We start from the raw sequence: 23152 nt of genomic DNA, 5'->3' as shown, positions 1-23152 counted from the left end.
TAGCCGCGTCGTGCGCCGACGAACAGCCTTGCACCGGGCCGCCCACAAGGGCATGATCTGACACCGGTTCCCAACATATAAGAGGATGCGATGGCGAGGGCCCTGAGAGTCGATCCGGGCGACAGCGTCGCGACGCTGCTCGACGACGTCCGCAGCGGCGACCATGTCGAAGTTGGCAGGTCTGTCGTCACTGCATCGTCGGACATCGGGCGCGGGCACAAGATCGCGCTGCAGCCGATCGCCGCCGCCGCGCCCGTCCTCAAATACGGATTCCCGATCGGCCGGGCGAGCACGGCGATCGCGGCGGGCGAGCACGTCCATGCGCATAATCTGAAGACCGGGCTCGAAGGCACCCTCGCCTATCGGTTCGACCCGGCGCCAGCCTCATTGCCGACGGCGCCGTCCACGGCGACCTTCGACGGCTATGTCCGCGCCGACGGCCGCGTCGGCACGCGCAACGAGATCTGGATCCTGTCGACCGTCGGCTGCGTCGCGCGCACCGCCGAGCGGATTGCGACCAAGGCTGCTGCGCTGGTCGGCGACACGGTCGACGGCGTCCACGCCTTCACGCATCCGCATGGCTGTTCGCAGCTCGGCAACGACCTCGACGGCACCCGCACGATCATGGCGAGTCTGGCCTGTCACCCCAATGCCGGCGGCGTGCTGATCGTCGGGCTGGGGTGCGAGGAAAACCAGATCAAGGCGCTGATGGCGACGATCCCGCCCGAGCGCCACGCGATGATCCGCACGATGACCACGCAACTTAGCGGCGACGAAGTCGAGGAAGGCTGTGCGCTGGTCGCCGAACTGGCTGCACTCGCGGCGACGCCGCGGACCACGGTCGGGCTCGATCGCCTCGTGCTCGGCGTCAAGTGCGGCGGGTCGGACGGGCTGTCGGGGCTGACCGCCAACCCGCTGGTCGGGCGGATGAGCGACCGCGTGACCGCGGCGGGCGGCCGCGCGGTTTTCACCGAGATCCCCGAGGTCTTCGGCGCCGAACAGTTGCTGATGAACCGCGCGGCGGACGCCGGCATCTTCGACCGGATCGTCCACGTCGTGAACGACTTCAAACAATATTTCATCGACCACGGCGAGCCGGTGTCGGAGAACCCCTCCCCCGGCAACGTCGCGGGCGGGATCACGACGCTCGAGGAAAAGTCGCTCGGCGCGGTGCAGAAGGCCGGGCGCGCGACCGTGTCGGATGTCATCGGCTATGGCGAGCGGATCACGCATGACGGGCTGACGATGCTCGAGGCGCCGGGCAACGACGCGGTGTCATCCACGGCGCTGGCCGCGGCGGGCGCGACCGCGATCCTGTTCACGACCGGGCGCGGCACGCCGCTCGGCTTCCCGGTGCCGACGATCAAGATCGCATCGAACAGCGACCTTGCCGCACGCAAGCCCGGCTGGATCGACTTCGACGCGGGCGCGGTGCTGGTCGACGGCTTCCCGGCGGCCGAGGATGCGCTGCTCGCGCGCATCATGGCGGTCGCATCGGGCGCCGAGACCGCCGCCGAACGCAACGGCGAACGCGAAATCGCAATCTGGAAACGAGGCGTTACCCTGTGACCGCACCCCGACTGACGATGGCGACGCTGGGTCGCGTCGCCGTGCCGAGCCCGATCGGGCGCACCGAGCCGCATGTCGGGATCGTGCATTTCGGCCCCGGCGCGTTCCACCGCGCGCACCAGGCCGCCTATATCGACGCGGTACTGGCGGACGATCCGCGCTGGGGGATCGCTGCGGTATCGATGCGGACGCGTCGGACGGTCGAGGCACTGGCCGCGCAGGACGGGCTCTACACGCTCGCGATCCGCGACACCGAATCGTCGATGCGCGTCATCGGCGCGCACCGCGAATTCCTGGGGCCCGAGGACGCCGCGCGGATCCATGCCTTGCTCGCCGACCCGTCGGTCGAGCTCGTGACGTCGACCGTGACCGAGAAGGGCTATTGCCTCGCCGGCGACGGCACGCTCGACATGAACCATGCGGACATCGTCCACGACCTCGCCGGCACGGACACCCCGCGCAGCCTGATCGGCTGGCTGGTCGCCGGGCTCGGCGCGCGCAAAGCCGCCGGCACCGCGCCGTTCGTGCCGATGCCGTGCGACAACCTCGCCAGCAATGGCGCGAAGCTTCACGCCGCATTGATCGCGTTCGCGCGGATGCGCGACGCCGCGCTCGCCGACTGGATCGCCGCCGAGGTGCGCGTGCCGTCGACGATGGTCGATTCGATCACGCCGGCCAGCGACGCCGCGCTCTACGACGATGTCGAGGCGACGATCGGTCTGCGCGACGAGGCTGCGGTGCAGCGCGAATCGTTCGCGCAGTGGGTCATCGAGGATATTGGACGGCCGTTCGGCCCCGACCTGGCCGGCGCGGGCGCGACGATCACCGACGATGTCGGCGGGTATGAAAAGGCCAAGCTGCGGATCCTCAACGGCGCGCACTCGACGCTCGCCTATGCCGGGCTGCTGCGCGGCGCGACCAGCGTCGCCGACGCGATGCGCGACGACGCGCTCGCGGGCTTCGTCGATGCGATGATCGTGCGCGACATCGTGCCGATGCTGCCGAGCGTCCGCGGGCTCGACATCGACGCCTACCGCGCCGCGGTGCTGCAGCGCTTCCGCAACCCGGTGATCGTCCACCGGCTCGACCAGATCGCGCAGGACGGGTCGCAGAAGCTCCCCTATCGCCTGGGCGACACGCTGATCGCGAACCGCGACGCGGGGCGGATGCCGACTCATGTCGTCGCCGCGATCGGCTGCTGGGTCGCGTTCCTGATTCGTCAGGCGCGCAGCGGGACCGCGATCGTCGATCCCGCCGGGACCGAGCTGGCGTCGATCGCCGCACAGGGCAGCCCGGCGGAGGTCGTCGCCACGCTGGTCCGCCAGGGTCTCGGCATCCCCGCCGCCGTCGCCGGGGACGACGCGCTGGTCGCCGCGCTGCAAACCGCCGCCACGGATGCGCATGACGGAAATTGGGTGAAGCTCTTTGCCTGATCCTTGTCAGTGACACCGGTTTCCATTACGCCCCGGCAAAACAGAATAGAGGAGGGGTTCTTGGGCGAACGGCCGAACACGACCGACAACAGCATGCGGATCGCGCGTACCTTCGTGGACGCACGACGCAACGGCATCGCGGTGCCGGACTATCCCGGCACGCTGCCGACCACGCTGGCCGAAGCCTATGCCGTGCAGGACGACGCGCTGTCGCTGTCCGACGCCGAGGTCGTCGGCTGGAAGGTCGGGCGGATCAATCCCCCGATCGACGGGATCGACCGGCTGAGCGGCCCGATCTTTGCCGGTTCGGTGCATGACCAGGCGGAGCCGCCGGTCGGGATGCCCGTTTTTGCCGACGGCTTCGGCGCGGCTGAGGCCGAGTTCCTGCTCCGCATCGGCACCGCACCCGACCCCGCCAAGACGCAGTACACTATGGCGGAGGCGACCGCGCTGATCGACGCGGTGCATGTCGGCATCGAGATCGCCAGCTCGCCCTTCCCCGGAATCAACAGCAACGGCGCGACCGCGACGATCTCCGATTTCGGCAACAACAACGGGCTGGTCGTAGGTGCGGAGGCCGAGGGCTGGCGCGACGGCGACGTCAACACCTGGCCGATCGAGCTCTGGATCAACGACGAGCAGATCGGCGCGGCGACCGCGGCGGCGATGCTCGACGGTCCGTTCGGTGCCGCGCGCTATCTGTTCGAACATATGGCGCAGCGTGGTATTCCCTTGCGCGCCGGCCAGTGGATTTCGAGCGGCGCGGTCACCGGCGTCCACCAGGTCGCGATCGGCGACCGGGTCGAGGCCAAGTTCGACGGGCGGTTCGCCGTCACCTGCACGATCAAAGCCCGCTAGAGGCGTTTTTGGAGAGAAGACCAATGGCAACGATGGACATGCCGGAGGTCGCCGGCGCGGCCGGCCGGGTCGGGCGATACCGCTGGGTGATCTGCAGCCTGTTGTTCGCGGCGACCGCGCTCAACTATGTCGACCGGCAGATGATCGGGGTGCTGAAACCCACCATCTCCGCCGATCTCGGCTGGGACGAGACCACCTATGCCGACGTCATCTTCTGGTTCCAGGCCGCCTATGCGATCGGCTATTTGAGCTTCGGCAAGATCGTCGACGTGCTCGGCGCGCGGATCGGCTATTCGGTCGCGTTCGTGATCTGGACGCTCGGGCACACGCTGTGCGGCTTTGCCGGCAACGCGTTCCAGTTCTCCGCGGCGCGCGCGCTGCTCGGCATCGGTGAATCGGGCAACTTTCCCGCCGGCATCAAGGCGGTGTCGGAATGGTTTCCGGCGCGCGAGCGGGCGCTGGCGACCGGCGTGTTCAACGCCGGCGCGAACATCGGCGCGATCATCACGCCGCTGGTGGTGCCGTTCATCGTCGTGACCCTAGGCCTCGGCTGGCGGATGGCGTTCGTCATCACCGGCGCGTTCAGCCTGATCTGGCTAGTATTCTGGATCGCGATGTACCGCCGCCCGCGCGAGAGCACCAAGGTCTCGGCCGAAGAGCTCGCCTTCATCGAAAGCGACCCCGCCGACCCCGCCGAGAAGATCGGCTGGCTGAAACTGCTCGGCTACCGCGAGACCTGGGCGTTCGCGCTGGGCAAGTTCCTGATCGACCCGATCTGGTGGCTGTTCCTGTTCTGGACGCCCGACTTCCTCGCCAAGACCTATGATCTCGACCTGAAGTCCTTCGGCCCCCCGCTCGTCGCGATCTACCTGATCTCCGACATCGGCAGCGTCGCGGGCGGCTGGTCGTCGTCGAAGCTGATGCGACGCGGCTACAGCGCCAATTTCGCGCGGAAGATCGTGATGCTGATCTGCGCGTTCCTGGTGATGCCGATCTTCTTCGCGCAATATGTCGACAATCTGTGGCTGGCCGTCGGCATCGTCGGGCTCGCGACCGCGGCGCACCAGGCCTTCTCGGCGAACCTCTACACGATCCCGTCGGACATGTTCCCGCGCGGCGCGGTGGGTTCGGTGGTCGGGATCGGCGGCACCGTCGGCGCGATCGGCGGCATGATGATGGCGAAGTTCACCGGCTACGTGCTGCAGACCACGGGCAGCTACACGCTGATCTTCGCGGTCGCGGGGAGCACCTATCTGATCGCGATCGCTGTGGTGCATCTGCTGTCGCCGAAACTGGCGCGGGTCGAGGCGCGGTAAAGAGAGACCGGCCGACCAGACGGGGAAGACCCCGCACCGGCACATGGAGGGAATGACGTGAAGGCCAAGACGTCCCTGCTCGCGCTGGCGATCGCCAGCGCGACACCCGCCGCGGCGCAGGACGGCCTCCTGTTCCGGATGTCCGCGGACACGAGCCTGACCGCCGACGTCGCCCAGGGCGATCCGGTGCCGAACTTCCGCAGCAACGTCGACATCGTGCCCGACGGCGCGATCGGCGGTGCGGCGAAGTGGGCGGACGACGGCTATGTCGCGTGGAACGCGCCCGGCAACATCCGCGCCGCACGCGGCACGCTGTCGTTCTTCTGGCGGCCGCGCCAGCCGGTCGGCGAGGCGCCGTTCGTGCTGTTCCGCGTCGGCTTCGCGGATCATGCGAGCTGGGACATGGCGTTCCTGCGGATCGACTGGAACGGCGACGGCTTCGACGCCTTCGTCACCGACGCGAACCTGTCGCGCGTCCGCGTCTCGTGGAAGATCGACCCGCTCCCCGCCGCCGACGCATGGCGCCACATGGCGTTCGCCTGGGACGAAACGCGCGGCGTCCGGCTCTACGTCGACGGCCGCGAAGTGGCGCGCAAGGACCAGGTCGCCGATCTCGACAGCGGGCTCGACCAGTTCGGGCTCGCCGGCCGCGTGATGTCGCCGCACCAGGTGCAGAGCCGCTATAATTTCATGCGCGGATCGGACTTCGACGAGATTCGCGTCTACGACCACATGCTCGCCGCCACCGACGTCGCCGCGCTCGCCGACAAGCGCGATCCCGTCCCGACACAGCCGGTCGACTCGGTCGCGCAGCGTCAGGCGTGGCTGCACCGCCATGGCTGGGACCGCGCTTCGCCGCCCGTCCTCGACACCGCCGTCACGCGCGTGCGCAAAGTCGAGTTCGCCGATGCGAAGGATCTCAAGCAATGGAACTGGAAGGGCGTCGACGGCATCGCCGAGACGACCTGGCCCGGCGTCTACAACCGCTCGCGCCTGCCCGGCCGCGACGATTATTTCGAGCTGCCCGACTGGAACACCTATGTCGAGGGCGGCAAGCGCTACGACCTGACGATCCCGCCGGGCGAACGCGTCAACCGCGTCGAGATCCGCGGCGCCGCCTATGGCAGTCTCGACTGGAGCGGCGGCACGAAGACCACGCAGCTTGCGAAACGACCGCAGGGCGTCGTCCGCAGCGTCGACAGCATCGCGCCGCGTACCGGCGGACGACTCAGCTTCACCAACGTGATGCAGGAACAGCCGATCCAGGAGCTCTGGGCCTATGATGTCGGCCCCGGCGCCGAGCCCGCGGGCAGCTTCAAGCTCTCCTATGTCGTCAACGCCGCGACCGCGACCGACCTCGCCGCGCTCGGCGATCTCAACACATACATCGCCGGCCGGTTCGCGCCCGACGAGCGCAGCACCGTCGTCGCCATGCCCGCCGCTGGGCTCAAAGCCGCAGTCGGTGCGGGCACTGGCGGCGCCGGGGCGGCCGCCGTACGCCGCGCCGATGCCGCGCCGATCGTTCATGTCCTGATCCCTTCGAGCTTCGGCGACGCGCTGCCCGACCGCCCGCTCGCCCGCGCGTTCGATTATGGCTGGCAGAACGTCCATGACGGGCTCGACGGCATCGCGATCGACATCCCCGCGCTGGGTGCGAAACCCAACGCCGCGGGCGTCATCCCGCTCAACATCCGCGTCAAGGATCCGCTGTGGCCGGGTCGCGACATGATCGACCTGTCGGTGTCGGTCCGGCCGAACGAGGCGCGGACGCTGTGGCTCGACCTGCGCGACCGCATCCTGCCCGACGCCAGCCTGTACCTGACGATCGCCAGCGCCGCGCCCGACTTCGCCGCGCAGAGCCTGGACGGCACCAAGATCCGCCTCGTCTTCAAGCCGCGCGCAGAGGCGCTGCGCGAGCATGTCGCCGACCGCTTCGCGCAGGTGAAGGACAATTGGGGCTTCCTGGTCGAGGAACACACCGCGTCGAAGCGCGCGGGCCTCTACCGCCGGCTGTTCGCCGACATCTCCGACCTGCTCCGCGTCGATCCCGACAACAAGGAGGCGCGCGCATACTGGGCGGACATCAACTACCGGCCCGAGAACATGCCGGCGTTCGTCCAGCCGGTCGCGCCCGCGGGCGTCCCGCTGTGGGCGTTCCGCCAGCTCGAGGACCTCAAGCGCGTCCGCCATTTCGTGAACTGGTGGATCGACGAGCGCCAGGTGCCGTACGGCGATTTCGGCGGCGGGATCTCGGACGATGTCGACCTGACGCAGCAATGGCCCGGCCTCGCGCTGATGGGCGTCGACCCGGACAAGATCAACGCCTCGCTGCGCGCGCTGTCCGACGCGGCGTACAAGAACGGCATGATCGTGAACGGCCTCGGCTATATCACGACCGACGAACTGCACGCCTATGAAGAGGGGCTCAACTCGAACGCAGAACGCCTCTATCTCAACTGGGGCGAACCGCGCAGCGTCGAACGGCTGATGGATACCGCGCGAGCGCTGCAAGGCGTCATCCTCAGGAACCCCGCCGGGCACATGCACTTCGCCAGCAACTGGTACGGCGCGCGGAAAATGTACCGCGAGGGGGCGTGGGAATGGCAGAAGCCCTATTCCTTCACCGTGATCCACGCGCCGATCCTGGTCGGGCTCTACAACGCCAACCCCGCCGCGCGCGGGCTGGTGACGGGCGTGATCGACGGCTGGATGGCGCATGGCACGCAAGCCGCCGACGGCAGCTGGAGCTATCCCAACGAGATCAACTGGCGCACCGATGCGACGCGTGCGGGCGATGGCGGCGGGGTGTCGACCCCGCTGCAGGGTGCCTGGGCATCGTGGCGCTTCACCGGCGACGACCGCTATCTGCGCCCGATCCAGGGCCGCGTCGCCAAGGGCCCGAACGCGATCGCCGAGTTCAACGAGAACGCGTTCGACCTGATGCCCGGCGGCGACGCGGCACGGGCGAAACTGGCGAAGGCGAAGTCCGACGATCCGTTCGCGCGCTATGCCGCCTGGGCCGCGTCGGGCGACACCGCGCCGCTCGCCGCGCTCCACGCCGATGCGATCGCCGACAAGGCGCAGCACGAGTATATGTACACCGAGGGCCATTGGTGGTCCGACCGCGTCGAACAACCGAACGAGATTTTGCAACGCGAGCGACTGGGTGGTATCGCGCTGCGTCGCAACCAGACATGGCCCGGCAACACGGTCAGCTGGCGCTTTGACGATCCCGAGGCCGCGCAGGGCGTCGCGATCCTCGTTCCCGGCGCGACCCGCGACCGCTTCCGCGTGATCGCGTACAACATGACCACGAGCGCCCAGCGGGCGATGATGTCGACCTGGAACGTCTCCGCGGGCAGCTGGTCGATGCGCGCCGCGACCAGCGTCGACGAGGGCAAGACGCTCGTACCCGTGGGTGCGGCGCAGACGGTGTCGCTCGAACGCAGCGCGAGCACGCCGGTCGTCTTCGCGCCGGGCACGACGACGGTGCTCGACTTCGCGCTGGTCACGCCGGGCACGCCGGTCGACACGCGTCCCGACCTCGGCATCGGCATCGACGACGTCGTCGTGAAGGGGCGCTCGGTCACGCTCACCGTCCACAGCCTGGGCGCGCGCGATACCGATGGCGGCACCGCGACTCTGGTCGATGCGGCTGGCGCAATCGTCGCCCGCGCCACCATCGCCCCGCTCGCCGCGCCGCTGGACCTGCGTCCGCGGACCACGACGGTGAAGCTCGCGATCCCCGGCGGCGCACGGACGCCGGTTTCGGTGCATGTTGCGCTGCCGGGCGATGCGGCGGAGATCACGCAGGCGAACAACAGCGTGACGCTCCAGTGATCCGCCCGCACCGTCGCGCGGTGATCGGCGGCATCGGCGCCGCGCTGCTCGCGCCGACGCTTGCCCGCGCCGCCGCCGACCCGTTGCGCGATGCGCTGGACCGGGCCGCGACGGAGAGCCCGGAAACGGCTTTGCGGACGCTCGCAGGCTTCGACGAAAGCACCTTGCAGGGCGCGGACCGGCTCGACCTCACCGCGGCGCGTGCGGGGCTCGCGATCGACGCGACCCTGCTGCGCGACTTCGGCCGGCGGACGCCGTACCGGGTCGCGCCGCTGGTCGGGGCGTGGAAGGCGGCGCGGCCCGACGCGGCGGCGATCGACGCCGACACCGCGGGCCTGCGATCGGACGCCGATGCGGGCATAGTGCTCCCCCTCGCCTCGCTGGACCTCACCATCACCGCGCTGCAGACCGCAAGCGCGGCGGCCCGCCCCGACATCGCCGCCGCGATCGACCGTCAGATCGCGCTGCTGACTAGTCAGCGCGACGCCGCCCCCTCGCAGCCGGGGATCGGCCGGCTCCGCGACGGCGTGTCCTGGTACACGCTGCTGCTCAACCGCGCGGTCGGGAACGGCCATACGCCCGCCATCGTGGAAGCCCGGCTGATGGCCGAACTCGAGACCCAGACCGCGCGCGCCGCTGCGCTGTTCGGTCGGATCGGTATGACGACCGGGACCGTCGCCGAACGCTATACGGCGCTGTGGCGCGACGATCGCTATCTCTATCCCGACAGCGACGCCGGCCGTGCGAGCGCCGTCGCCGACATGAACGCGACGCTGGCCACGATCCGTGCGCGCATCCCCGCGCTGGTCGGCGCGGTGCCTTCCTGGACGCTCGACGTCACGACCCGGTCGCTGTCGCCGCAGGAGATCGCAGCCGGCCGCCAGGGCTATCGCCAGGCGCCGACCGCGACCAAGCCCGGCGTCTATATCGTCGACCTGAAGGATATCCGCCGCCGCCCGCGCTGGACGCTGCCCAGCGTCGTCGCGCACGAACTGCTGCCCGGCCACATGATCCAGCTCGGGCTCGAAACCGTCCGCCCGCCTCACCCACTGCGGATCGACTATGCATCGTCCTTCCCGGAGGGCTGGGGCATCTATGCCGAGCAGATCGCGACGGACGCCTATCCCGACCCGCTCGGCGAGCTCGGCCATGTCCACTGGCTGTTGTTCCGCGTGTCGCGCGCGCTCGTCGACCTCGGTATCCATGTCCGCGGCTGGTCGCTGACCGAGGCGCGCACGCGGTTCGTCGCGTGGATGGGCGAACCCGGCTATTTCGCGCCGTTCGACGTCGATCTTGCGCGCATCCCGGTGGAGCCCACGACGCGCCTCGCCGATGCGGTAGCGTGGCTCGCGATCGCCGATGGTGCGCGGGGCAAGCGCGGGGCGGCGCTGATCGCCTATCGCCGCGCCATCCTCGCGGACGGTCGAAAGCGCACCGAACAATTGCGTGCCTCCTCTCCCCGTTCGCCCTGAGCGAAGTCGAAGGGCATGGCACAAGCGCGGATGCTTCGACTGCGCTCAGCACGAACGGGGTGGGGACACTGAGCGCACGATAATTCTCGACGAAAGTCTCTATTTATAAGATGACGTCGCATAATACGGCACAATGTCGAGGAGTAGGATGATGGGACTCGCATCGTGAAGCGGGCAATCACGGGATTCGCGCTCGCATCGCTGCTGGCCACCCCCGCCGTCGCGCAGGTCCGCAGCTTTGCCTTCGGGCCGGGCAAAACCGGCGGCACGACCGTGCCACGCGACCAGATCTATAACGGGGATCATGGCTATGAGCCGGGCCGACCGACGCTCTTCTCGGTCCGCGCAGCCCCCGGCAACTACCGGGTCACGGTCACACTCGGCCTGCCCAGGACCGCGACCGAGACCACGATCAAGGCCGAGAACCGCCGGCTGATGCTCGACGCGGTGAAAGTCCCCGCCGGGCGCCGCGTCAAACGCGACTTCATCGTCAACGTCCGCGATGCCGCACTGGTCCCCCCGCCGCTCAACGCACCGGGCGGCGCCAGCGTGCTGCTCAAGCCGCGCGAGAAGACCGCGTTCACCTGGGACGACAGGCTGACGCTCGAAATCCTCGGCGCGACCCCCGGCGTCACCGCGATCCGGATCGAGCCCGTCACCGTGCCGACCGTCTTCCTGCTCGGCGATTCGACCGTCACCGATCAGCCGACCGAGCCCGGCGCGAGCTGGGGGCAGATGCTCACCGCGTTCTTCAAGCCCGATATCGCCATCGCCAACCACGCCGAGAGCGGCGAGACGATGAAGTCGTTCATCTCCGAGCTGCGCTTCGCCAAGGTGCTCGAGCTCGTAAAGCCCGGCGATGTCGCGATGATCCAGTTCGGCCACAACGACCAGAAGGCGCAGTGGCCGCAGACCTATGCCGCCGCCGAGACCACCTATCGCGACTATCTGCGCACCTTCATCGCCGAGTTCCGCCGCCGCGGGGTGACGCCGATTCTGGTCAACTCGCCCGAGCGGCGCAACTGGAACGGCGCGAAGATCACGCCGACGCTCGCTGACTATGCCGCCGCGGTCCGCGCGGTCGGCGCGGCGGAGAAGGTGCCGGTCATCGACCTCAACGCCGCCAGCATCCGCGTCTACGAAGCGCTCGGCCCCGAGCGCGCGCCGCTCGCGTTCAGCGACGGCGGCAAGGATGCGACGCATCACGACAATTACGGCGCCTGGGTGCTCGCACGCGCGGTCGCGGCGGAAATCGCCGCGGCGAAGCTGCCGCTCGCGGGGCACCTGCGCGACGATCTCGGCACGTTCGATCCCGGCCGGCCGCCCGACCCGGCGACCTTTCGCCTAACCGCGAGCGCGGCACAACCTTACGTCAAACCGGACGGCAATTGATGAAGAGAGAAATCCGCATGCGCGCATTCGCCGCCTGGGGCGCCGTACCGCTCGCGCTCGTCGCCGCCGCGACCCCCGCGATTGCCGCCGACCGCACGGACTGGGTCGATGCGAAGACCGGCCACCGCATCCATCTCGTGTCCGACGCGCCGGGCAATTACGCGCTGTATTTCAACTACAACGCCTATACGCCCAATGGCGACACGATGATCTTCCAGACCGCGGACGGCATTTCGCGGCTCGACATGACGAGCTGGAAGGTCACGCCGCTGCTCAAGCGGCCGGGGCTGAAGCTGCTGTTCGCGGGGCACAAGACACGCACCGCCTATTTCTCCGAACGGCCCGCGGGCGATCCGACCGGACCGGTGACCATCTATGCCGCCGACATCGACAGCGGCGCGGTGCGGTTGATCGCGAAGGTGCCCAAGGGCAGCCAGATCGACACGATCAACGCCGACGAGACGTTGCTCGCAGGCCAGGTCGCGTCGCGCGACATGCCGCTGCAGCCGGGTGCCGGCCCCTCGGTCGGCGGGCTCACGCCCTATGCCGCGAACTGGCCCGATGGCCGGCCGATGACCTATGCCGATGCGAAGGAATATCGCCTCAACCAGCGGCTCGACGCGCGCATCCCGATGGAGATCTACACGGTCGACGTGAAGACCGGCGCCAGGCGGACGGTGCTGAAGGCGACCGACTGGCTCAACCACCTGCAATTCTCGCCGACCGACCCGACGCTGCTGATGTATTGCCACGAAGGACCGTGGCACAAGGTCGACCGGATCTGGACGATCCGCACCGACGGCACGCAGATGACCAAGGTCCATGCGCGCACGATGAACATGGAGATTGCGGGGCACGAATTCTGGTCCCCCGACGGCAAGACGATCTGGTACGACCTGCAGCGCCCGCGCGGCGAGAGTTTTTGGCTCGCCGGCTATGAGGTCGGGACCGGCAAGCGCACGCAATATTATCTCGAGCGCAACCAATGGTCGGTGCACTACAACCTGTCGGCCGACCAGAAGACCTTTCTCGGCGACGGGGCGGACAGCGAGATGGTCGCGCGCGCACCCGATGCGAAATGGCTGTACCTGTTCAAGCCGCAGACGATCCCCGACGTCGCCGGCATCCGTGCGGAGAACGCCGCCAGCCTGATCGCGTCGGGCCGGATGGACCAGGAGAAGATCGTCGACTTCGCCAAACAGGATTACAAGCTGGAGCCCAACGCACGCTTCTCGCCCGACGGCAAATGGCTGATCTTCCGCGCCAATATCGAGGGCAAGACCGCGATCTACGCCGCCGAAGTCGCGAAGGCCGCGTCGTGATGCGCGCGCTGGCTTTCGCCGCGCTGCTGATGGCAGGCACCGCGCACGCCGCGCCGCGCGAGACGACGTCGTTCGACAGCGGGTGGCTGTTCGCGAAGGGCGACGTGAAGGATGCCGAGACGCCGGCGCTCGCGGATGCCGCATGGCAGCGCGTCGAGCTGCCGCACGACTGGGCGATCGCCGGGCCGTTCGACGAGAAGGCCGCGGCAACCGGATCGGGCGCCTTCCTGCCGACCGGAATCGCCTGGTACCGCAAGCATCTGGCCATGCCCGCCGCCTGGCGCGGGCGCCGCGTGTTCGTCGAGTTCGACGGCGTGATGGAGCGGTCGGGCGTGTGGCTCAATGGCATGCACCTCGGCTATCGCCCGAACGGCTCGCTGCCGCTGCGCTACGAGCTGACGCAATTCCTGCGCGACGGCGACAACGTCCTCTCGGTCCGCGCGGACACCGCCAGCCAGCCGGCGTCGCGCTGGTATGCGGGGAGCGGCATCACCCGCCATGTCCGGCTGGTCGTCACCGATCCGGTGCATCTCGATGCCGATGCGACCGTCGTCCGCACGACCGCGATCACCGATGCGTCGGCAACCGTGACCGTCGACACCAGCATCCTCAACCAGTCCACCGCACCCGCCGACGCGCGCATCGCGGTCGACCTGGTCGCGCCGGATGGCAAGGTCGCGGCGCACGGCGAGAGCGCGGCGCTGTCAGTCCCCGCCGGCCGGGCGAGCGCGGGCAGCGTGACGCTCACCGTCCCCCGCCCCCGCCGCTGGGACATCGCCGATCCCGCGCTCTACACCGCGCGGGTCCGCGTGCTCGCCACCGACGGCGGGTCGCTCGACGACGAGCAGGTCCGCTTCGGCATCCGCGACGCGACGTTCAAGGCGGCGACCGGATTCTGGCTCAACGGCCGCAACGTGAAGTTGAAGGGAGTCGCGATCCATGCCGATGGCGGCGCGTTCGGCAATGCGACGCCGCTCGCCTTCTACGAACGCCGCCTGCGCGGGCTGATGGCGCTGGGCGTCAACGCGATCCGCACCGCGCACAATCCGTTCCCGCCCGAATTCCTCGATCTGTGCGACCGGCTCGGGCTGATCGTGATGGACGAGCCGTTCGACATGTGGACCGTCGGCAAGAACCCGCAGGACTATCACCTGTTCTTCACCGACTGGTCGTCGATCGACGCGCGCGCGTTCGTGCGCCGCGACCGCAACCATCCAAGCGTCGCGATCTGGTCGATCGGGAACGAGATCCACGACACCGCCTATCCGATCGTGACGCAGTCGATCATCGCGCGGCTGAAGGCGATCTTCCACGAGGAGGACCCGACACGGCCGGTGACGATGGCGCTGTTCCGCCCCAACACCACGCACGACTATCAGAACGGCACCGCCGACATGCTCGACGTGGTCGGCCAGAACTACCGCGAGACCGAACTGGCCAAGGCGCATGCCGACATGCCGAGCCGGATCATCATCGGCACCGAGAACAGCAAGAATCGCGAGAGCTGGCTCGTGGTGCGCGACGACCCCGCCTATTCGGGCATGTTCCTGTGGACCGGCGCCGATTATCTGGGGGAAGCGGACCGGATCGGCTGGCCCGCGATCAGCAATCCTTCGGGCTTGGTAGACCGCATCGACGCGGTGAAGCCGATCGGCTGGGAGCGGCAGAGCTGGTGGTCGACCAAACCGATGGTCAGGATCGCGCGTCGCGTCACCAAGGTCGTCGACGTCAGCGAGATGCCGACGATGGTCGGGATCGCGGTGCCGCAGCCCAAGGGTCCCGGCGCGCTCGCCGACTGGTCCCCCGCCGACCGCGCGGCGCATGACGAGACGGTCGAGGTCTACAGCAACGCGCCCGAGGTCGAGCTGCTCGTCGACGGCCGCTCGCTCGGCCGCAAGCCACGCAATGCCGACGACCGCGCGCGCCAATGGACGGTGCCGTTCGTCCCCGGCACGATCCGCGCCGTCGCCTATGACGGGAAGACGGTCGTCGCGCGCGACGCACTCACCACCGCCGGCGTCCCCGCCGCGGTCCGCCTGACCCCGACGCAGCGGACAATCGGGCACGGCTTCGACGCAGTCGGCTTCGTCGAAGTCGCGGTGGTCGATGCGAAGGGCGTCGTCGTCCCCGATGCCGCCCCCGCGCTGACAGCGAGCGTGACGCACGGCACGCTTGCCGCGTTCGACAATGGCAGCATCACCGACCACACCGCGTTTACCAGCCCGACCCGCAAGGCGCAGGACGGCCGCGCGCTGCTGATGGTGCGTGCGGACGCGGGCACTGCCCCCGTCGCCATCCGCGTCACCGCGCCGGGATTGAAGCCCGGGACCGTGACGCTGACGGTGACGCCATGACCCGTCGCGCAATCGCCGATTGCCAGCATGCAGACCGCGGCTCTAGGATATGGGCATGACGACATCCACGGCCACTGCCGAACAGCCCGAAACCGCCGGTAGCGCAGTCGGCGCGGGCAGCCAGACGCTCATGCGCGGGCTCGACCTGATCGAGGCGGTAAGCCACGAGGTGCTGACGCTCAGCGAACTCGCCACCAAGCTCGACCTGACCAAGAGTACGACGCATCGCCTGCTGAGCGCGCTGGTCGATCGCGGCTATCTCGCCTTCACCCCGCGCGCCGGTTACCGGCTGGGGCCCAAGCTGTTGCTGCTCGGCACGCTCGCGCAGGCACAGGCCGATCTCGTGCAGGTCGCGCGGCCCTATCTTGAGGACCTGTCCGCCTCGACCGAGGATACGGTGCATCTCGGCATCCTCGACGGCGACGCCGCGCTCTATCTCGACAAGGTGCCCGGCCGCCGGCGCATCACCATCTCGAGCCGCGTCGGCGATCGCCAGCCGCTCACCTCGACGGGTCTCGGCAAGGCGCTGATGCTCGATCACAGCCCGAGCTACTGGAAGGACCGCTTCGCCACCGAGCAGGCCGCCAGCGCGTTCAAGGTCGATCCCGTGCTCTGGTTCGATCGGATGCAAGGCTATGCCGCGTGCGGCCGCGCGTTCGATCTCGAGGAGAACGAGGATCAGGTGCGCTGCGTGTCCGCCCCGATCCGCGACGCCGCGGGGAAGATCGTCGGCGCGATCAGCGTGTCGAGCGCGGCGCAATATATGAGCGACGACCGCATGACCGCGCTGACCGACGAGGTCCGCGACACCGCCGCCGCGATCAGCCGCGAACTCGGCCACGAGCCGACCCCGCGCTGACCCCGCGCCGACCCGATTTCCAAGGAGACTATCATGTTGCTCGAAGGTAAAACCGTGCTCGTCACCGGCGCGTCCGCTGGTATCGGCCGCGCCGTCGCGATCGGCTGCGCGCGCCACGGCGCCGATGTCGCATTGAACTTCGCCCGCGACGTGGCAGGCGCGGAAAGCGCCGTAGCCGAGATCGAGGCGCTCGGTCGCAAGGGTATCGCGATCCAGGGCGACGTCGCCGATCCCGCCACCGCCAAGGACTTCGTGTCGCGCGCGACCGAGGCGCTCGGCCGCGTCGACGTGTTCGTCAACAATGCCGGCATCTGCCCGTTCCACGCCTTCCTCGACATGCCGGTCGAGACGTTCGAGCGGACCATGCAGGTCAACCTCCACGGCGCCTATTTCATGGTGCAGGCGGCCGCCAACCAGATGGTCAAGCAAGGCGATGGCGGCTCGATCATCGCGATGTCGTCGATTTCGGCGCTCGTCGGCGGCGAATACCAGACGCACTACACGCCGACCAAGGCGGGGCTGCATTCGCTGATGCAGTCGGTCGCCATCGCGCTCGGCAAGTACGGCATCCGCTGCAACTCGCTGTTCCCCGGCACGATCCTCACCGACATCAACAAGGAAGATCTCGCCGACCAGGGCAAGCGGACGTACATGGAAGGCCGCATCCCGCTCGGCCGGCTCGGCCAGCCCGACGATCTGGTCGGCCCGACGGTCTTCCTCGCCTCCGACCTTTCCAACTACGTCACCGGCGCGTCGCTGCTGGTCGACGGCGGGGCCTATGTGAACCTGCAATAAGGCGATCCGTCTGCGCTGGTCCGTCATCCCAGCGAAGGCTGGGATCTCCCGTGGCTAGCGCGTGACATAGCTGCACGAGGCCCCGCCGCTGGGGTGACGGACTGAGGGAAAGGGGGGAGGCTTGGCGCGCAACCGCCCCCGCGCGACATCGGCTGACCCGGACGCAATACCACGCCGAAGCACACGGTTAGGATTTGACGACGGCCATTCACACCTGTACCAAATAATACAGGTAAATACCACATAATGGGTATGGGAGAGCCGGGATGACGATCCATGCATTCAAGATGCAGCTGAAGCCCGGTGTGATCGACGAGTATCGCAAGCGCCACGACGAGATCTGGCCCGAGCTCACTGCGCTGCTGACCGACAGCGGCATCCATGACTATTCGATCTTCCTCGATGAGGACACGCTGTCGCTGTTCGCGGTGCTTAAACTGCGCGAGCCGAACACGCGCGAGGCGCTGCCGCACCATCCGGTGATGAAGCGCTGGTGGGACCATATGGCGCCGCTGATGGAGGTCGAACCCGACAACCGGCCCAGGGAATGGCCGCTGCCCATGCTGTTCCACCAGGATTGATCGCGGTGGTCCGCCTGTTCACCGCCGCGTTGCTGTCCTCCGTCCTGAGCGTCCCCGCGCAGGCGCAGGTCGCGTCGCCGACGCAGAACCTGTCCGCGCCCGTGAAGACGTTCGGCCGGGTGTCGTACGATGCGCGCTCGCTGATGATCGACGGCAAGCGGCAGGTGATCTGGTCGGCGGAATTCCACCCGTTCCGCCTGCCCAGCCCCGACCTATGGCGCGACATCCTGCAGAAGCTGAAGGCGAGCGGGTTCAACACCGTCGCGATCTATTTCGACTGGGGATACCATAGCCCGAAACAGGGTGTGTACGACTTCACCGGCGTCCGCGACGTCGACCGCGTGCTGCAGATGGCGGAGGAGGAAGGGCTCTACGTCATGACCCGCGCCGGGCCGTATGTGAACGCCGAGCTGTCGCGCGGCGGCTTCCCCGGCTGGCTGGTCAACCAGCGCGGCCGCGCCCGCACCGACGATCCCGCGTATATGGCAGCGGCGGACGAGTGGCTGACGAAGATCGACGCGATCATCGCGCGCCACCAGATCAACGCCGATGCCAAGGGCCGCAAGGGCACCGTCATCCTGCACCAGATCGAGAACGAGCTGGCGCTGACGACGCCCGCGCAGCGCCGCTACATGGATCACCTCTACGCCAAGGCCCGCGCCGACGGCATCACCGTGCCGATCTTCCACAACGACCAGGGCCGCAACGGCTATTGGGTGCCCGAGAGCTCGACTATCCAGAACGTCGTGAAGGGGCCGAACGACCTCTACGCGTTCGACGGCTATCCCGGCGGCACCTGCACCGTCGAGGGCAAGCCGACGCGCGGCTCGGCGGCGCCCGACTGGGGCTTTTACGGCCCCGGTGGCGCGAAGGGCGGCGCGTCCGCCTCGCCTAACACGCCGGGCTTCCTCGCCGAATTCGGCGGCGGCTGGTTCGATTATTGGGGATCGAACGGCGGCTACGAATGCAACGCGATCCAGCGCGGCAAGCGGTTCCAGCGCGTGTTCTACGGCACCAACCTCGCCAACGGAATCGACATCCACAGCGTCTATATGGGCTATGGCGGCACCAGCTGGGGCTGGCTGCCGGGTCCGGTGGTGTTCACCAGCTATGATTACGGCTCGGCGATCTCCGAGGACCGCGGCATCCGGCCCAAGGCGCAGGAGATGAAGCAGCTCGGCGGGCTGATCGCGACCGTTCCCGATCTTGCAGGCATGGTGCCGGCGGGCGCGGTGCAGGTCTCGTCGCCCAATGTGCAGGTGTACCACAACAAGAACCCCGAGAGCGACGCGCGCTTCCTGATGGTGACGCACAAGCCGTCGAACGGGCGGACCGACGACAGCTTCACGATCGCCGCGGACCTGCCCGACGGGCGGTACAGCTTCCCCATGCGACTCAACGGCTATGACGCGAAATGGCTGGTCGCGGGCGTCACGCTCGGCAAGCAGCGGCTGGTCTATTCGACCTCCGAGCTGCAGAGCGCGCTGACGATCGACGGCAGCGACCTGATGCTGCTCTACGGCCGCGCGGGCGAGCCCGGCGAGACCGTGTTGCGCTACACCAGCGCACCCAAGGTCACATTGCTCGAAGGCACCGTGACGAGCGCGTTCGATGCAGCGAAAGGCGACCTGAAGCTCGGCTACGCGCACCAGGGCCGCGCGGTAGTCCGGATCGAGGGCGGCGGCCGTCCCGCGGCAACGCTGATCCTCGCCGACGAGGACGAGGCGGTCCGCTACTGGCGCGACGGCAGCGCCTTGGTGCGCGGTCCGGCGCTGCTCCGCCACGCGACCGCGACCAGCGGCACGCTCGCGCTGACCGGCGATACCGATGCGCAAACGCCGATCGAAATCTGGGCGCCCGCCTCGTCCAAAATGGTGCGCTGGAACGGCGCGCCCGTCACGCTCACCTCCTCCGTGCTTGGCAGCCGTACCGGCACGCTGCCGGGTCCCGCCGCGGTCACACTGCCCGCGCTGACTGGCTGGCGGATGGCAAAGGGGTCGCCCGAAGCGGACCCCGCGTTCGACGATTCACGCTGGCAGGCGGTCGACACGCGCGCGAGCGGCAGCATTACCGCGCGGCCCGACGGCCAGCCCAATCTCGGCATGGACTCCTACGGCTTCCACGACGGCGACGTCTGGTATCGCGGCCGCTTCACCGGCACGCCCGACGCCAAGTCGATCGCGCTGTTTTACGGCGGCGGTGGCGCGGGGATGCTGCAGGTCTGGCTCGACGGCAAGTTCATCGGCCAGCACGAATTGCCGGTCGGCCTCCCCCGCCCGATCACCACCGCACTCGCGAACTTCGCTCTTCCCGCCGCCGCGCAAACCCCCGGCGAGCATGTGCTGAGCGTCACCGTACGCAACAACGGCCACAACTGGGACCTCGACGCCGACGATTTCCACAAGGAAGCGCGCGGGCTGATCTCGGTATCGGTCGCGGCACCGGGCGGGCGCAGCTTCGGCGTGCCGATCGCGTGGAAGATCCAGGGCAAGCAGGGCGGCGAGGACCTCGCCGATCCGGTCCGTGGGCCCGCCAACAATGGCGGCCAGTTCGGCGAGCGCGCGGGCTGGTACCTGCCCGGGTTCGACGACCGGCGCTGGGCGGCGGCGATGCTGCCCGCCGCGACCGCGACCGCGGGCACGACCTGGTACCGCACCGGTTTCGACCTCGCGGTACCCAAGGGCCAGGACGCTACGATCGGCCTTGCCTTCGGCGACACGACGAAGCCGCGATCGGTCGCGCAGTACCGCGTGTCGATGTTCGTCAACGGCTGGAACATGGGCCAGTTCGTCGCGCATGTCGGGCCGCAGCGCGTATTCCCGATCCCGGAGGGTATCCTGAACCACCGCGGCACCAACCGTGTCGCGCTCGCGGTCACCTCGGACGGCGCACCGGGCGATACGCTCGAGGCGGTCAAGCTGGTAACGCTGCGCAATGTCAGCGGCGGCGCGCCGGTGACGATGGTCGCCGCACCAACGCTTCCGTCCGAGCTGAAGGGGCCGAAGCCATGATCACGCGCCGTGGTCTCGGCCAAAGCGCGGGCGCGGCGTGGCTGCTCTCGCTTACGCGCGGCGCGGGCGCGGCGGCGGACGACCGGCGCTCCCCCTATCTGCTCGGCGCGGATGTCTCGTGGATCCCCGAAGACGAGGCCGCGGGCGCGACCTATTACGAGGATGGCGTGCGCAAGGATCCGCTGCTGATCCTGCACGATTTCGGGTTCAACGCGATGAAGCTCCGGCTCTTCGTCGCGCCGCAGAACGGCTATTCGCGGCAGAAGCCGGGCAGCCCGTGGTGCGACCTGCCGCGGACGATCGCCTTTGCAAAACGGATTAAGGCGGCGGGGTTCCATCTGTCGCTGACGCTGCATTACTCCGACGACTGGGCCGATCCGCAGCATCAGGACAAGCCCGCGGCCTGGGCGAAGCTGCCGTTTCCGCAACTTGTCGAGGCGGTCCATCGCCACAGCGTCGACACGCTGTCCGCAATGGCGCGCGCTGGCGTCGCGCCCGACCTGGTCGTGATCGGCAACGAGACGACGTTCGGCATGCTCTGGCCCGACGGTCGCGTGCCGTTGACGATCGCGACGGGCAATCCGCAGACCGACGCGGTGCACATGAACGTGCCCGGCGCGGGCGGCTATGATCGGTTCGCGGCACTGCTAAAGGCCGGCATCGCCGGCGCGCGCGAAGCGGTGCCAGGCGCACAGGTGATCGTCCACAACCATCTCGGGCGGCACTGGCCGATCGTCAAATACTGGACCGACAACCTCATCCAGCGCGGCGTCCGCGTCGATGGCGTCGGCTTCTCCTGCTACCAGCAGCAGGCGCAGGGCGACTGGGCGCGCACCTTCGCCGAATTCACCAAGGCCTATCCGGACCTGGGCTTCGTCGCGCTCGAATATTCGTCGCGCAAACGCTACGTCAACGACCTCGTCCACGCGCAGCCGCATGGCTGGGGTAGCTATATCTGGGAGCCGACGCGGCACCAGGAAGCGATCTTCAACCGCGACGGCCGCAACGCCGGCGAAGGCGCGAAGCCCGATCTGCTCTCGCAGGGCGTCAACGCCGCCGAGGCGCCAGGTGCAGTACCGCCGCTCAAGCCGCCCGCCGGAACGCCCGCATCGAACGGCGTCACGCCGCCGACCGGTCACGGCGGCCGCTACGACGCCGACCCGAAATTCCGCGCGCTCTATCAAGCCATGGCGCGCGACTACCACCTCACCAGGAGACGATAATTGGCTGCCCTCACCCACGACATTCCCCGCGCGGAGGTCACGCACGCGATCGCCAAGCTGATGGACAACCTCGTCAACATCAAGGACGAGACCGGCGAGTTCCTGCTGCACCTCGAAGACGGGCGCATCATCGACACCAAGGGTTGGGCCGGCTGGGAATGGACCCACGGCGTCGGCCTGTTCGGGATGTGGCGCTATTACGAGCAGACCGGCGACCAGGCCGCGCTCGCGATCATCAAGCAGTGGTTCGAGGATCGCTTCGCCGAGGGTACGCCGACCAAGAACATCAACACGATGGCGCCGTTCATCACGCTCGCCTATCTCTACGAGCACGAGCCGGACCCGCGCTACGTGCCCTATCTCGACACCTGGGCCGAGTGGCTGATGGCGCCCGATGGCCTGCCCAAGACCGAGGAAGGCGGCTTCCAGCACATCGTCTTCAACGACGAAAATCCCGGCGAGATGTGGGACGACACGCTGATGATGTCGGTGCTGCCGCTCGCCAAGATCGGCCTGCTGCTGAACCGGCCGCATTATGTCGAGGAGGCCAAGCGCCAGTTCCTCGTCCATATCAAATATCTGTTCGACAAGAAGACCGGGCTCTGGTTCCACGGCTGGGACTTCAACGGCCGCCACAACTTTGCGGAAGCGCTGTGGGCGCGCGGCAATTGCTGGGTGACGATCGCGATCCCCGAGATCATCGAGATCCTCGATCTGCCGCAGGGCGATGCGTTCCGCACCTTCCTGATCGACACGCTCGCCGCCCAGGTAAAGACGCTTGCCGAGACACAGGATGCCGAGACCGGCCTGTGGCACACGCTGATCGTCGACCCGACCAGCTATCTCGAGGCGTCCGCGACCGCGGGCTTCGCTTACGGGATCCTGAAGGGCGTGCGGAAGGGCTATCTGCCGCGTCACTATGAGGCGGTCGGGATCAAGGCGGTCCGCGGCGTGCTCGCCAATATCGACGAGGCCGGCGAGCTGCAGCAGACCAGCTTCGGCACCGCGATGGGCGACACGATGCAGTTCTACAAGGACATCCGCCTGACCTCGATGCCGTACGGCCAGAGCCTCGCCATGGTCGCGCTCGGCGAATTCCTGCGGTCGTACATCTGACCCTGCCGCGC

Annotated in this window: 15 protein-coding genes; all 15 read left to right on the top strand. The window is 68.3% G+C overall.

Annotation, left to right across the window (positions count from 1 at the left end; translation table 11 throughout):
• Positions 1-90 precede the first annotated feature (90 nt).
• A complete protein-coding gene (locus FSB78_RS18040) occupies positions 91-1569 on the top strand; it encodes a UxaA family hydrolase (RefSeq protein ID WP_147083906.1) in 1479 nt (492 codons plus the stop codon).
• A complete protein-coding gene (locus FSB78_RS18035; RefSeq protein ID WP_242008388.1) occupies positions 1566-3002 on the top strand; it encodes a mannitol dehydrogenase family protein in 1437 nt (478 codons plus the stop codon). The genes FSB78_RS18040 and FSB78_RS18035 overlap by 4 nt, the downstream gene beginning before the upstream one ends.
• Positions 3003-3095: 93 nt before the next feature.
• Entirely contained in the window at positions 3096-3860 is a 765-nt protein-coding gene (locus FSB78_RS18030; protein WP_147084310.1) for a 2-keto-4-pentenoate hydratase, read from the top strand.
• Positions 3861-3883: 23 nt separating this feature from the next.
• Positions 3884-5176, top strand: a complete 1293-nt coding sequence (locus FSB78_RS18025) for an MFS transporter (RefSeq protein WP_147083905.1) — start codon at positions 3884-3886, stop codon at positions 5174-5176.
• Positions 5177-5233: 57 nt separating this feature from the next.
• Positions 5234-9016, top strand: coding sequence for a LamG domain-containing protein (locus FSB78_RS18020; protein WP_242008387.1), 3783 nt, complete (start codon positions 5234-5236; stop codon positions 9014-9016).
• Complete coding sequence (locus FSB78_RS18015; protein ID WP_147083904.1) at positions 9013-10488, top strand: DUF885 family protein; 1476 nt, start codon at positions 9013-9015, stop codon at positions 10486-10488. The genes FSB78_RS18020 and FSB78_RS18015 overlap by 4 nt, the downstream gene beginning before the upstream one ends.
• Positions 10489-10653: 165 nt before the next feature.
• Entirely contained in the window at positions 10654-11880 is a 1227-nt protein-coding gene (locus tag FSB78_RS18010) for a rhamnogalacturonan acetylesterase (RefSeq protein ID WP_242008386.1), read from the top strand.
• A 17-nt stretch (positions 11881-11897) separates the two neighbouring features.
• Positions 11898-13202 carry an oligogalacturonate lyase family protein gene (locus tag FSB78_RS18005; RefSeq protein ID WP_242008385.1) on the top strand — a complete coding sequence of 435 codons (1305 nt, stop codon included), beginning with the start codon at positions 11898-11900 and terminating at the stop codon, positions 13200-13202.
• Positions 13202-15556, top strand: coding sequence for a glycoside hydrolase family 2 TIM barrel-domain containing protein (locus tag FSB78_RS18000; RefSeq protein ID WP_147083902.1), 2355 nt, complete (start codon positions 13202-13204; stop codon positions 15554-15556). Before FSB78_RS18005 ends, FSB78_RS18000 begins: the two co-directional genes overlap by 1 nt.
• 55 nt (positions 15557-15611) lie before the next feature.
• On the top strand, positions 15612-16415 hold the full coding sequence (locus FSB78_RS17995; RefSeq protein ID WP_199743220.1) for an IclR family transcriptional regulator: 804 nt from the start codon (positions 15612-15614) through the stop codon (positions 16413-16415).
• 30 nt (positions 16416-16445) lie between these two features.
• The gene (locus FSB78_RS17990; protein WP_277872735.1) at positions 16446-17210 is read left to right on the top strand and encodes an L-rhamnose 1-dehydrogenase Lra1; all 765 of its coding nucleotides are present in this window, start codon (positions 16446-16448) and stop codon (positions 17208-17210) included.
• A gap of 266 nt (positions 17211-17476) precedes the next feature.
• Entirely contained in the window at positions 17477-17791 is a 315-nt protein-coding gene (locus FSB78_RS17985; RefSeq protein ID WP_147083899.1) for an L-rhamnose mutarotase, read from the top strand.
• Positions 17792-17796: 5 nt separating this feature from the next.
• Positions 17797-20802 (top strand): glycoside hydrolase family 35 protein, encoded by a 3006-nt coding sequence (locus FSB78_RS17980; protein WP_242008384.1) that lies wholly within the window; start codon positions 17797-17799, stop codon positions 20800-20802.
• Positions 20799-22025, top strand: coding sequence for a glycosyl hydrolase 53 family protein (locus FSB78_RS17975; protein ID WP_147083897.1), 1227 nt, complete (start codon positions 20799-20801; stop codon positions 22023-22025). The genes FSB78_RS17980 and FSB78_RS17975 overlap by 4 nt, the downstream gene beginning before the upstream one ends.
• Positions 22026-23141, top strand: a complete 1116-nt coding sequence (bglB, locus tag FSB78_RS17970) for a beta-galactosidase BglB (protein ID WP_147083896.1) — start codon at positions 22026-22028, stop codon at positions 23139-23141.
• The last annotated feature ends 11 nt before the right edge of the window (positions 23142-23152 follow it).

The sequence above is a fragment of the Sphingomonas ginsenosidivorax genome (assembly GCF_007995065.1).
Lineage (GTDB): Bacteria > Pseudomonadota > Alphaproteobacteria > Sphingomonadales > Sphingomonadaceae > Sphingomonas > Sphingomonas ginsenosidivorax.
The sequence above is the reverse complement of the archived record's forward strand: the minus strand, read 5'-3'. Positions and strand labels throughout refer to the sequence as shown.